Below are 13,109 nucleotides of genomic sequence, written 5' to 3'. Positions count from 1 at the left end.
GGCAGCAGGATCGGCCCGCGTCGCACGGTGTTGTGCGGCGCAACATTGATATTTTCTACTTGTGTAGCGTTGGGTTCAAGCCAATGGCAGCAACGCTGTGTGCGTTTGATGCGGGCGAGGCAGATGCTGCGGCGCGCGGTTTATCCCAAGGCCGTCGTGAGGTGGAGAACTGCAAACGCAGCTGTTACTGAGGCGACGCCATGGCGTCGCTTACCCTAACCTCCCGCTTTCATGCCGGCGGCTCCTGGTGGGAGAGGACGACACCAGGCGTCTGGCGTGAGCAAGATTCTTTCGGAACGATTGAGTGGTTGGGTGATGCCTGGGGTCGGTCTTGCCCTCATCCATCCCTTCAAGGCCCCTTCTCCCGGTGAGAGAAACGGAATCGAACGCATGCTGTCATGCTCAAATCCCGTTACCAGCACGAGAAAGTACGGCATACGCGCCGCTTATGTGTCTTTGAGCACATACGCCGGCAAGCACGCGCGCCTGGCGCGGAGCGGGGATACCGATGAAAACAGCCAGCTGCAGATCGCGTGGGGCAGCGCCTGAATCAGTGCATGAACCTGTCCGGATCAACGCTACGCTGCAGGGCTCTCCCAAGCGTCCTTGATCTGCAGAATCTGCGGCAATGCCTCGTGGAAATGCTGCACCAGGCGCGGCTCCAGTTGTTTGCCCGCCATGCTGTCGAGCTTGCGCATGGCGTCCTCCACCGTCCACGGCGCCTTGTAGGCGCGCCGCCCGCATAGCGCGTCGAACACGTCGGCTACCGCCACGATGCGTGCCGATTCGGGAATGGCATCGCCGGACAACCCATCGGGATATCCGCTGCCGTCCCAGCATTCGTGATGATGCAGCGCGATTTCCGCAGCCAGCTGGAACACCGGACCGCGGCCATGGCGTAAGAGATCGTGGCCGGCTTGCGGGTGCTGACGAACAACCGAGCGTTCGTGCTCGTCCAGCGAATCGGGCTTTTGCAGGATGCTGCCGGGCACCGCGATTTTGCCGGCGTCGTGCAGCGGGGCGGCGTCCTGCAGGGTCTGCGCCTGCTGCGGCGACCAACCCACTGCTTCGGCCAGGACCCGCGCATACACCGCCATCCGCCAGATGTGTGCGCCGGTGTCGGCGTCCTGGCCTTGGCCGGCTGTACCAAGCAGGTGAATCGCGTCGCGGTATTGCTGGGCAAGACGTGCGTTTTCGGCCAGCTTCAACTGCGTGGCGATGCGTGCCTTGAGCAGCGCAGGCGAGTAGGGCTTGCTGACGTAATCGGCCGCGCCCGCTTCCAGCCCCAGACGTTCGTCGTGCTCGCTATTGCGCGAGGTCACGAACAGGATCGGGATGGCGTTGCTGGACGGCTGCTGCTTGAGCGCGCGCGCCACCGCATAGCCGTCCATGTCCGGCAATTCGACATCCAGCAGGATCAACTTAGGCGTGTGGCGCGTCACCGCATCCAGGGCTTCACCGCCGGATTTGGCGAACACCAGTGCGAAGTCGTCGCGCAGCAACTGGCGCAGGGTGGCCAGATTGCTGGATTCGTCGTCGACACACAGCAGGGGAAGGGACGGCATGCTGGATCCTTGCCAAGCGGCTCGGGGGAGCGCGATCAGTGCAGGTGGGTCGTCTGCCAATCGCGCAACGTGGTTTCGGCGCGACGGAAGTCGAAATCTTCGACGGCGCGTTGCAATGCTTCCTGCAGCATGCGCGGTAAACGTGGCGCGCAGATCAGCAGCGCATGATCGATCTGGTCGGCATTGTCGCTGGCGAAGGCCGAGGTCAGGATCTGCACGCTGTCGGCATCCAATGCAACGCCATCCTCTTCGACAGCAATGTCGCTGTCGCCGTGTTGCAAAAATGCCCGGATCGCCTCGGCGGTACGCTGCATGACGTCCTTCAACGCAATCAACGAGGCGGTGATGTCGTGTCCTTCGTCGATGCGCATTTCCAGGTCGCCAGCTGCACCGGCCAGCGCCGGCAACGCGAGCGAGCCGGCCGCGCCACGCAACTTGTGCGCCATCGCACCGATGGCCGGCAATTCATTGCGGCGCAGATGCTCGGCGGCCACTTCCGCCGGGGCGGGGTTGTCGCGCAGCAGCTTGATCAGATAGCGCGCATATGGCTCGCGTTCGCGCCACAGGCTGCGCGCGCGTGCGGCATCCAGCAGTTCGGGTTCGCTATGTTCCCACTCAGGTCCGGCGGAAACCTCGGCCTCATACGGAAGCGACGGAATGCGCCGCGTGCCCGGCTGCAGAAAATGCCGAATGGCAGTGACCAATTCTTCGACATTGAACGGTTTGGCGATAAACCCGTTCATGCCGGCTTCCAGCGCTTTTTCCTGCTGCGGTCGGAACGCGCCGGCGGTCAGCGCAATCACCGGCAAACTGGCCAAGGCCGGGGTCTGGCGCAGCCGGCGCGTGGCCTCGTAACCATCCACCACCGGCATCTGCACATCCATCAGCACCAGATGGAACAGGTTAGGCGCACGCTTGAGCGTGCTCACCGCCTGTTCGCCATCGTGGGCGACGGTAACCATGGCGCCTTCGCCTTCGAGAATGCGTTGTGCCACTTCGCAGTTGATTTCGCTGTCGTCGACCAGCAGCAGATGTGCGCCTTCCAGACGACGGGCCACGAACGTGGGTGTGGTCGGGCGTGCACCTGGGCGTTCGTCGACCAATTGTTCGACCAGCCTATGCAGGGCTGGGCCGGTCACCGGTTTGGTCAGCACCGCATCCAGATCCTGTTGCTCCGGATGCAGCTCCAGCAGGCGGCGCTCGTAGGCGGTCACCATCACGATCACCGGATGCGGGCTGGGCGCGGCACGCGCCCGAATCTCGCGCGCAATGGCGACCCCGTCGATGTCGGGCATGCGCCAGTCGAGCAGGAAAATATCGTAGGGCTCGGCGGCTTGTTCGATGGCCTGCAGCGCGGCCTGACCACTGGCCACCGCATCCACACGCCAGCCAAGTTCGGTGGCGATGCGCACCAGGTTGTTGAGCGCCGCATCGTGGTCGTCGGCGATCAATACGCGCGGCATCGCTTCTGGCGGCAACGCCGGCAATTCGCGTTGTGCCTGCGGCGGCGCGGATTTTTCCAGTGTGATCACGAAATAGAATTCGCTGCCGCGGCCGGGCACGCTTTCCACTTCCAGTTCGCCGCCCATCAATTCGACCAAGCGTCGGCTGATGGTCAGCCCCAGACCGCTGCCGCCGTAACGCCGGCTGGTGGAGGTGTCGGCCTGCAGGAATGGCGAAAAGATCAGGCTCTGCTTTTCCTTGGAAATACCGATGCCGGTATCGCGTACCGAAAACAACAGCTTGAGTTTGTTGGGATCGCCGCTGGGGAAGCGCCGGACCGACAGCACCACTTCGCCCTGTTCGGTGAACTTGATCGCGTTGCCAACCAGATTCACCAGTACCTGATTGATGCGCAGCGCATCGCCGAGCAGCCAACGACTGTCGCGCGGCAACGGCTCGACGATCATTTCCACCGGCTTGGCGCTGAGCGAGGAGCGCATCAGGTCGGCGATATTGTCGAACAGCTGGTTCAGATCGAACGGCGCACGTTCCAGATCGATGCGCCCGGCCTCGATCTTGGAGAAGTCCAGGATGTCGTTGATGATTTCCAGCAGCGCGCGGGCGGAGCGGTCGATCTTGGTAACCATTTCCTGCGCGGCGCCGGGCAGTTCGCTGCGCTGAAGCAGGTACAGCATTCCCAGGATGGCGTTCATCGGGGTGCGGATTTCGTGGCTCATGTTGGCCAGGAAATCGGACTTGGACTGGTTGGCGCTCTTGGCCGCATCCATCGCCAGACGCAGCTGTTTTTCGTGCAGCTTTTGCTCGGTGAGATCCACCGCCACGCCCAGGTAGCCGATCACCTGGTCGTGGTCGTCGCGCAGGGTGCTCAGGGTCAGCAGCACCGGAAGGCGACGCCCGTCATGGCTGACGTAGGTCCACTCGCTGGTGTCGCTGCGACCCAGGCTGGTAAGTGCGGCGATCGCTTCCAGCGTATGCGCCACCGGCGTGCCGGTCTGGTCTGCGAGCATGTGCGCGCGCGCTTGCAGTTCGTCCTGCTCGATGAACTGGCTGGCCTTGCGCCGGCCGATCACTTCTGCAGCGCTGTAACCCAGTAGTTTTTCCGCAGCCGGATTGAACAGCGTGACGAAGCCGCTGGAATCGGTGGCGATGATGGCGTAACCGGCGTGCGCCAGGATCGCGCGTTGCAGCACCGAGAATTTCACCAGCTCGCTGGTGCGTTCGGCCACTTGATGTTCAAGGGAAGCGTTGAGATCGATGATGCGTTGATGCGAGCGCACGCGCTCGGAGATGTCACGGAAGAAATGCGAATGCCCGCTGAGTGTGCCTTCGCTTTCGATGATCGGCGCCTTGCTGGCCAGCACATACACCTGATGGCCGTCGCGATGGCGCATCGTTTGTGCCGCCAATGCGTTGCCCGCCAGCGCAGCGTCGGCATGGTCGACCTCAGGCATCGCATACGGCTGCGGCGACAGCAGCATGGTCAGGTCCTGATCGATCGCCTCTTCAGCCGTGTAACCGAACATCGCCTCGGCAGCAGGGTTCCAGTGGGTGATGTGCCCGTCCGGGGTTTCGGCAACGATGGCTTCGCTGGAATGGCTGACCAGTGCGGCCAGCTCCATTTGCTTGCGCAGCACTTCTTCGCGGCGTAGTCCATTGCTGAAATACAGCACCAGCAGGGCGGCAAACAGCACTGCACCTGCCATCACCAGCCCGCCGATCAACCAGGGCGAATTCTGGTTGAGCGAGGCGAGGAAGCTAGCGGTGGGATGGGCGGTAATGACCCAGGTGCGGCCATACATCGGCAACAACTGCACCACCGGCGGACGCAGCGCACTGTCGTTGGCCGGCGTGCCACTGCGATAGAAATTGTGGGTGGACTCGTTGCGGTCGGACAGATCCAGCGCAACCTCGTCGCGTTCGCCCAAGGCACTTTGCACCATCTGCTCGACGCTAAAAAGGCGCATACACCCAGCCGCTGGTGGCAGCCATGCGCTGCTGCGGCGTCTGCAACGGCATGCCTTCGCGATAGATCGCCAACAACACCAAAAAACCGCTTTCGCTAGGAAAACGGTAACCGGACAACGAGATCGGCGAGGTCATGATCGGCTCGCCGCTGCGCGCGGCCTGCAAAGCGGCGGCGCGTCGGCGCGGCTCGGAGGCGATATCAATGCCGAGCGGGCGATTGCCCGAAGATTCCGGCTCAAAATACAACACCATGTAGCGCTCGCCATCCCACGGCGCCAATGGCCGGCGATGGATGTCCGGCGCACCGTCGGCACGTGCGGCCTGCAAAAAAGCGTCTTCGTCGGCCGGGGCGACGCGATGGATATATCCGTAGCCCAGGACGCCGGGAAACTCGTGCGGATAATCCCGCGAGCGGCTGTACAAGGTGAAGCGTTCTCGACTGATGATGCCGCTGCCTGCGCCGATCACCGCACCGCGTGCGCCGCGCAAGCCATGCTCGAAGGTGGACATGCGTTCGCTGATGTTGCGTGCCAGCGTGCGCACCACGTATTGGAACCGCTGCTCGCGCTCGAGCTCGTTATGCCGTTGCAGCCACACGCCGGTGGTGATGGCGGCAATCAGGCCGGCGATCAGAATCAGCAGTGCACCAAAGAATGCGCGACGCCCATAGATCCTGCGCAAATCCCAGCGGCCCTTCGGCATCTTCGTTCCTTCGCCTTGCGTATTACGTGCCCAGAATGCTGGCCGACAGACGTCGACCTCGTGGTACCGCCTGACGATGGTGTGGCTATGCAGCCCCGTAAGCCTGCACCTCATCCGAGTGGGCGATCGGTGTTTCCAACATCAAATCGAGAGCCAGACCGACAACGCGTGAAGGATGAGCCCGATCAATCCACCGACCAACGTTCCATTGAAGCGAATGTATTGCAGATCGCGCCCCACACCCAATTCCAATTGTTCGACGAGGTGACGTTCGTCCCAACTTTTCATCGTCGATGCAATATGGTCGGTCACCGATGTGCGCAGGCGCGTGGTGAGCTTATCGGCCGCTTGCAACATATGTTGATTGAGCGCTTCACGCAGCGAGGGATCCTGTGACAAGGCCTGGCCGAGCGATTGCATGGAGCGCTCCATGTGCGCAGCCATCGACGACTGCTCGCGTGCCAGGTCATTGCGCAATGCGTCGCGAATTTCACCCCACAGGCCTTGCACGTATTCCTGCAGTGCCGGGTGTTCGATTGCGCGTTGCTTGAGTTCTTCCACGCGCACGGCCATTTCCGGTTCGTCGCGCAGCCGTGTGATGTAGCCCTGCAACCACGCCTCATAGTCGAGCCTGATTGGGTGCTCGGGCGTCTTGAGGATGTCCTGCAGTTCTTCGATTGCCGCGCGCGCCATGCGATCGGCCAGACTGTCGCCGATCTCTTCAATCGGCTTGACCCAGTTCACAGTGCCGACCAGCTTGGGCCACTCGCGGCGTGCGTAACGCACGATCAATGCAGAAGCGCGCGTCTTGACCTGCTCCTGATCCAGCCATTCGCCCAGCCGCAGTAATACTTCGTCCAACAGCTTCTGATGGCGCCCGTCGGTGGTGAGCAGGGCCATGACATCGCCGATGGTGGCAGCGGCATTCCATTTGCGGAGGCGGTCGACAACAAAGCCTTGAATTGCGCGGCGCACCGCCGCTTCGTCGAGCAGTTCCAGCGCCTGCAGCATCCAGCTGCGTGCCATTTGCGCCAACATGCGTGCCTGTTCGGGCTTTGCCAGCCAATCGCCCAGGCGGCTGGCGGGATCGAACACGCGCAGTTTTTCCATCAAGGCATCGGGGGCGAGAAACTGGTCGCGCACGAACACGGCCAGGCCGTCGGCCAGCCGGTCCTTGCCGCGCGGCAGGATGGCGGTATGCGGAATCGGCAGGCCCATCGGGCGCCGGAACAGTGCGACCACTGCAAACCAGTCAGCCAAAGCGCCCACTGTGGCCGCTTCGCAGAAGGCCGACACCCACGCCCAGACGCCATGTTCGCCCATCAGGTGACTGATGATGAAGCCAGCGAACATCGCCAGCAGCAGGGCCACCGCCAACAGCTTCATGCGCTGCAGCTGGGCACGACGGGGATCGATGGGGCGGGGTGTGCTGAGACTGGGTTCCATCAGTGAAGTGTACCCAGTCGGTTGACCAGGACATGTCCACGGCAGGTGGCGCCATCGCGCGCGCAGGCTGCTGGCCGCGTCTTGCGTGCCTTGTGCTCCAGCTGCGCTTGGGTTGGGGCGACCCAGCGGCTGTTGCTGTCGTAGGAGCGCACCTGGGCGCGACCGCCTTTATCGGGAATGCCTGCCGCGCCCAGGTGAGCTCCTACGTGTTGCTGTCGACTGTCGGGTGCACTCAGCCGCGCAGGCTTTCCAACTGCGCCTGCAATGCGGTCACCTTGGACTGCAGCGCTGCGTTTTCGTTTTCCAGTTCGGTGACGCGGCGCTGCAAAGCTTTCATGTCGCGGGGTTCGACTTGGCCACCTTCTGTCTCGTCGGCCCTGGGTTTGCGCTTGGCATCGCGCACGCGCTTGGCGGCCTGTTTGAGTTCGGCCTTGCCGGCCTGCGCGGCGGCGCGCTGCTCGTCTTCTGACAGTGTTGCCACGGCCGCGGCGGCGCTGATCGAAATCTCGCCAGCCTTGACCGCTTGCACCACTTCCGGCGCGGCCTGCTTATGGATACGTTCGATCATCACCACCTGGTTGCTGCTCAGGCGCGCTTCGCGTGCCAGCTCGGCGCGGCTGACCGGGGTGGAGGTTTCTTCCCACGGCGGGCTGTCGCTGTCATCGGCGGTGTGTGCGCTGCTGTCGTCCAGGCCGGTGTCGGGTTGGTCGCCGGTCACCACCGGCGCTTCGGCAGCGGCGTCGGCGTCGCGTTGGGTGCGTTGGCGTACGGCGAGGATCTCGCGCTTGCGCAATGCCAGCACGCCGCGCTGAAAGTCGGAGACGCTGCGCCGGCCCAGGTGCTGCTCGATCATCCACAGGTGCACGTCCTGCATGGACTGGAAACGCGGGTTCTGCACGGTCTGGAACGGCAGGCCGTGCTTCTGGCAGATGCCGTAACGGTTGTGGCCATCCACCAGCACATCGCCCCACAGCACCAAGGCATCGCGGCAGCCTTCGGCCAGCAGGCTGCGTTCCAACGCCTCGTGCTCGTCGGGCGTCAACGGGTCGATATAGGCCTTGAGTTCTTCTTTGACAACGATGTTCATACGGCAACTGCTGGGGTACGGGGCGGGCATTGTAGTGAGCCTGCCTCATCCTGTCCGCTGCGGCGCGGGCAACGCCTTCCAATGTGAGGGCGCCGGAGGCAAACTGCCGTTCAGCTAGACTGACGCCAGAACGTCCAGACAATTGGCGAAAGGATGATGTTGGTATGGTAGATCCGGTCGATCAGGCAGCTCTCGACTATTGGCATGGCGTCGAGTTTTTCAACATCTACGATCTCGACGAGCAGTTGGAAAAGGCCCGCAAGCACCGGCCTGTGCATCTGCTTGGACCGGAACAGATGATTGATGGTACCTGGGACTCGGCAAGCGTTGCTCCAAGGTTGCTGTATTTGCTGCCGTTCCCCGCAAAGGAGGCGACCAGGATTGTAGCAGCGCAACTCTCAGAACCAGAGGCTTCGTCCATTGTCAATGCGCGTGACAGTGAGTTGTGTGCGGACGGCTTCACATGCTTTGCGAAACTGAAGCTCAGTGCCAATGGACGCCCCAACTTTGACGCAATCAGCTTCTCTGCATTGCCATGGGCAATGGGTCAGTTGCAGGCAGGATCGTTGGATCGGCTGTCGATGCGGCAGTTCGAGCAGGAAACCACTGCGCTCAGGTTTGAGCTGATACAGGAATGCGGTGCCTCGACCCCGGAGTTCGATGCAGCTGCGCTATCGGCATTAGTGGAGCGGCTGGTGCAGTGGGCGGGCTATCGGCCACCTGCCGGGAGTGCATGGGCGTGGATGGAGTTGCTGCAGGAGCCGGATACAGCTGCCGCGTCCGCTGCTGTATCCGAGGCCGCCGCCATCGAAGGCGATGCCTCTGGTGAAGACGCAGCGGAGGATCTGCCGATACTCAACAGTTTCTTCGTCCACGACCTCAATCAAGCCAAGGGTATGCTCGGGCAACCAGGGCCGCCGCGTGCATTGCAGGCCTATCTGGCTGGCATCGACGTGCCAAAGCTTGATTTGGACAGTGCGCAAGGACATTCGCAAATCCTGCAGACTCTGCGGCCCACCAGCAGCATTGCCGGGCGTTGGCCATCGCTGCCAGACCAGTGCCAGTCGTTGATGCAGCAGTTCGCTTTGAACAAGATGAAGGCGCTCGAACCGGGCCAGATCCTGGCGATCAATGGGCCGCCGGGAACCGGCAAAACGACACTGCTACGCGATCTGATCGCGCATCTTGTGGTGGAGCGTGCTGGCGTACTGGCAGGGCTGGCCGATGTCAGGCAGGGATTGTCGAGCGAGACATTGGAAATGCAGGTCTTCGGCAAGCCGATGTACAAATTGGCTCCTGCGTTGATCGGCTATGAAATTGTGGTCGCTTCCACCAACAACGGTGCGGTCGAAAATCTGTCCTTGGAGTTGCCGCAATGCAGCGGCATCGATCCGGCGTTGCTCGACTCCTTGCGATATTTCCAGCCGGTTGCCACCAAATATGCCGGCAGTCATGCCAGTAAGCCCTGGACAGCCGCGCACCTGCCGGTCTGGGGTTTGGTTTCTGCTGCGCTGGGCAAAAAAGCCAACTGCACACGTTTCAACGACATCTTTGGTTATCGAGCTGCCACGCCTGACAAACCGCCGGAAAAGTATCTGGCAGATGCCAAGGTGGATCATGCAGCCTGGGACAACGCCAATGCCCAGACGTATTGGCGTTACCGCAAACAGCTGAATGCGCCAATGCCTTTCAAAACCGCGCAGGAAAAATTCATCGATGCGCGGGCTGCATACAACAAGGAACATGCAGTCCTTGTCTGTTTGGAGGCGTCGCTGACACAGCTGCATGCCGATTGGGAGCGCGCCGGTTTCTTGTGCGAGGCCCTGCCAGCGTTTGATTCACTGCCCCTAGCCGAACTTGCAGCTGCGGCGGGCGCTCTGGCGCAGCGGTCGCAGGAAGATGCAGACGGCCTTGAGCGCCGTCTGCTGCCGAAATGGTTGCGCTGGCTGTCGCAGATATTTGACGCCAAGCGCTATCAGCAATGGTGCACCTACTGCGATCTTGCCTCAGCGTTGCGGCGGCTTGCGCAGGACACTGAAACGTTTGCGCAGCAATGCGCGGCTGCCGATGTTGCAATCTGGGATGGTGGCTCCCTGGACAGTCATGCCAATCAGGTCATCGCATTTTGGCAGGGACCCCGCCTGAATCAGTCGCGCAATGCGCTTTTCGCCGCCGCCATGGCCTTGCATGAGGCGTTCTTCCTCAATGCTCAGCCAAACATCTGCTCGGCGATCAACGATTTTCTGTCACGTCCGTCCGCATCCGGCAACGATGCAACGGCGCTTTGGCAATGGCTTTTCATGCTGACACCGGTCGTGTCGACCACGTTTGCCTCGGTACGTCGCCAATTTGCCGGCGTTGGCAGCGAGGAGCTGGGCTGGCTGATAGTCGATGAGGCCGGTCAGGCGCCGCCGCAGGCAGCGGTGGGCGCGATGATGCGGGCGCAACGTGTTGTGGTAGTTGGCGATCCACTACAGATTCCTCCGGTCGTGCCGCACGGCACCCGCTTGCTTCAGTTGCTTGGCAACCACTGGTTGGGACAGCAGTACGCCAGGTATGCTGTCGACAAGAACTCGGTGCAGACCTTGGCTGATCGCGCCTACGCGTTTGGCGTACGCCATCCTGCCAGCCCGGACAGCTTTATCGGCGTGCCGCTTGTCATGCACCGTCGCTGCGATGCTCCGATGTTTGGGATCGCCAATCAGATTGCGTATGCCAATCGGATGAAGCATGCCAAGAATGGGATTGCCACTCTTCATCCGACGTTGGGTCCGAGCAGTTGGTGGCATGTCGACGCAATCAGCGGGAACGGCAGCAAATTTGTGCCTGCGCAGGCGCGGCGCCTGTTCGCTGCGCTGGTGGACTTATACGTTAGTCAGGCAAGCACGTGCGATCGGCGTCTGCCTGATGTGTTCGTGATCACGCCGTTTCGGGAAGTCAGGAGCGGCTTGTGCACGCTGCTTTGCACGCGCGCCAACTGGGAGCAGGCGCTTGCCGGTAGATCGATTCCGGTGCCGACGAAAGCAAATCTAGAGAAATTCAGGTCCAACATCGGCACAGTGCATACCTTCCAGGGCAAGGAGTGCGACATCGTGTTCTTCGTGCTCGGCTGCGATTCAAGTCATTCAGGGGCGATCAATTGGGCCAGCGTGGAACCAAATATCCTCAATGTCGCAGTCACGCGCGCCAAGAAGCATCTATATGTGATCGGTGATCGCAACCTCTGGGGCGGCAAACCCTATTTCGATACTGCGCTCGCCATGTTGAATGAGTTCCATGCTCGACATGCCGCTTGATTGCGGCATGGTGTAAAGCAAGACACCTTCACAATGACGTTGCTGGTGACCGTCACCGATTCACGCAGTGCTGCGCAGGATGTTGCCCAGCGTCTCCACCATCTGCCCGATCTGCTCGGGCGTGACGATCAGCGGCGGTGACAGTGCGATGACATCGCCGGTGACGCGTACCAGCAGGCCGCCGTCATGGAAGCAGCGCTCGAACACCTCGTAACCGCGTGCGCCTGGGGCGCCGTTGCGCGGTGCCAGTTCAATCGCACCGATCAGGCCGATGTTGCGGATGTCGATGACGTGCGGCAGCCCGCGCAGGCTGTGCAATGCGTCCTCCCACTGCGGGCCGAGCGCGATTGCGCGCGTGAACAGGTCTTCTTCGGCGTAGGTGTCCAGCGTGGCGATCGCCGCTGCGCAGGCCAGCGGGTGGCCGGAATAGGTGTAGCCGTGAAACAGCTCGATCGCGTTCTGTGGCCCGTGCATGAAGGCGTCATGGATCGCATCGGCCACCAGCACCGCACCCATCGGCACGGTGCCGCTGGTCAGGCCCTTGGCGGCGGTGATGATGTCCGGGGTGACGCCGAAGCGCTGCGCGGCGAACGCGTCGCCCACGCGGCCGAAACCGGTGATCACCTCGTCGAACACCAGCGCGATGCCGTGGCGGTCGCAGATGGCGCGCAACCGCTGCAGGTAGCCTTCTGGTGGCAGGATCACGCCGGCAGAGCCGGACACCGGTTCGACGAAGACCGCGGCAATGGTGGAGGCGTCGTGCAGGGTGATCAGCCGTTCCAGATCGTCGGCCAATTCCGCGCCATGGGCAGGCAGTCCGCGCGAGTAAGCATTGCGTTGCAGATCCAGCGTGTGGCGCAGATGGTCGGTGCCGGCCAGCAACGGTCCGAACCACTTGCGGTTGTTGGGCAGCCCGCCGATCGACATGCCGCCGAAACCGACCCCGTGATACGCCTTCTCGCGGCCGATGAAGCGGGTGCGCTGACCTTCGCCACGCAGCCGGTGATAGGCCAGCACGATCTTCATCGCGCTATCCACCGCCTCCGAGCCGGAGTTGGTGAAGAACACATGACCCAGACCGGGCGGGGCGATCGCGGCCAGGCGTTGCGCCAGCACGAATGGCAGCGGCGAGCCCATCTGGAAGGTGGGCGCGAAATCCAGCGTGCCGGCCTGCTCGCGGATCGCTGCCACGATGCGCTCGCGGCTGTGGCCGGCATTGCAGCACCACAGGCCGGCGGTGCCGTCCAGGATCTGACGGCCATCGACATCGCGGTAGTACATGCCCTGCGCCGAGGCCAGCAGGCGAGGGCGTGCCTTGAACTGGCGATTGGCGGTGAACGGCATCCAGAAGGCATCCAGCTGCGCCGGTGCCTGGAGCGCATCGGCTGCATCGCGGGGAAGGTGGTCGGGCATGGCAGGCTCCGTCGCTCGGGATCGCCCGACTGTACGCAGCTGGCGCGTCGGCCGTCACCCTGATACAGGCGGCGGCACATCATTGGCTGGCACATCGTGTGTGCATTGATCGATGCGATTCCGTTATCGGACGCTCGCCGCAGCGCTGCAGGAGCTTTTTCGCGACACGTT

The 13,109-nt window shown here is 62.4% G+C and carries 6 protein-coding genes and 1 pseudogene; 2 read left to right on the top strand and 5 right to left on the bottom strand.

All coding sequences use genetic code 11. The features are described 5' to 3' along the window. Positions 1-276 precede the first annotated feature (276 nt). Positions 277-549: a hypothetical protein gene (locus KWO_RS12600; RefSeq protein ID WP_124944055.1), complete on the top strand. Its 273-nt coding sequence runs from the start codon at positions 277-279 to the stop codon at positions 547-549. A gap of 29 nt (positions 550-578) precedes the next feature. Here KWO_RS12600 and KWO_RS12595 read toward each other — a convergent pair whose 3' ends face one another. The 4 genes and pseudogenes from KWO_RS12595 to KWO_RS12580 form a co-directional block, all read right to left on the bottom strand. After that, on the bottom strand, positions 579-1,565 hold the full coding sequence (locus tag KWO_RS12595) for an HD-GYP domain-containing protein (RefSeq protein ID WP_010372468.1): 987 nt from the start codon (positions 1,563-1,565) through the stop codon (positions 579-581). A 35-nt stretch (positions 1,566-1,600) separates the two neighbouring features. Continuing rightward, a pseudogene (locus KWO_RS12590) lies at positions 1,601-5,696 on the bottom strand (CHASE domain-containing hybrid sensor histidine kinase/response regulator). Between the two features lie 141 nt (positions 5,697-5,837). Further along, positions 5,838-7,142, bottom strand: coding sequence for a DUF445 domain-containing protein (locus tag KWO_RS12585; protein WP_010376947.1), 1,305 nt, complete (start codon positions 7,140-7,142; stop codon positions 5,838-5,840). 232 nt (positions 7,143-7,374) lie between these two features. Beyond that, on the bottom strand, positions 7,375-8,229 hold the full coding sequence (locus KWO_RS12580) for a hypothetical protein (protein ID WP_010372480.1): 855 nt from the start codon (positions 8,227-8,229) through the stop codon (positions 7,375-7,377). A gap of 164 nt (positions 8,230-8,393) precedes the next feature. Between KWO_RS12580 and KWO_RS12575 the strand changes: the two genes are divergently transcribed. Then, positions 8,394-11,525 carry an AAA domain-containing protein gene (locus tag KWO_RS12575; protein WP_010376945.1) on the top strand — a complete coding sequence of 1,044 codons (3,132 nt, stop codon included), beginning with the start codon at positions 8,394-8,396 and terminating at the stop codon, positions 11,523-11,525. Positions 11,526-11,585: 60 nt separating this feature from the next. On the opposite strand, the gene aptA is transcribed toward KWO_RS12575, so the two are convergent. Continuing rightward, positions 11,586-12,938 (bottom strand): omega-aminotransferase AptA, encoded by a 1,353-nt coding sequence (gene aptA / locus KWO_RS12570; RefSeq protein WP_010376943.1) that lies wholly within the window; start codon positions 12,936-12,938, stop codon positions 11,586-11,588. Between the last annotated feature and the right edge of the window lie 171 nt (positions 12,939-13,109).

Source organism: Xanthomonas vasicola pv. musacearum NCPPB 4379 (assembly GCF_000277895.2).
Lineage (GTDB): Bacteria > Pseudomonadota > Gammaproteobacteria > Xanthomonadales > Xanthomonadaceae > Xanthomonas > Xanthomonas vasicola.
Note: the sequence above shows the minus strand (reverse complement) of the source record. Positions and strands in the feature narration are given on the sequence as shown.

What these genes read in the sequence shown, in the direction of transcription:
- KWO_RS12595 (WP_010372468.1), bottom strand. Translation starts at nt 1,565, where the DNA reads ATGCCGTCCCTTCCCCTGCTGTGTGTCGACGACGAATCCAGCAATCTG.
- KWO_RS12585 (WP_010376947.1), bottom strand. Translation starts at nt 7,142, where the DNA reads ATGGAACCCAGTCTCAGCACACCCCGCCCCATCGATCCCCGTCGTGCC.
- KWO_RS12580 (WP_010372480.1), bottom strand. Translation starts at nt 8,229, where the DNA reads ATGAACATCGTTGTCAAAGAAGAACTCAAGGCCTATATCGACCCGTTG.
- KWO_RS12575 (WP_010376945.1), top strand. Translation starts at nt 8,394, where the DNA reads ATGGTAGATCCGGTCGATCAGGCAGCTCTCGACTATTGGCATGGCGTC.
- aptA (WP_010376943.1), bottom strand. Translation starts at nt 12,938, where the DNA reads ATGCCCGACCACCTTCCCCGCGATGCAGCCGATGCGCTCCAGGCACCG.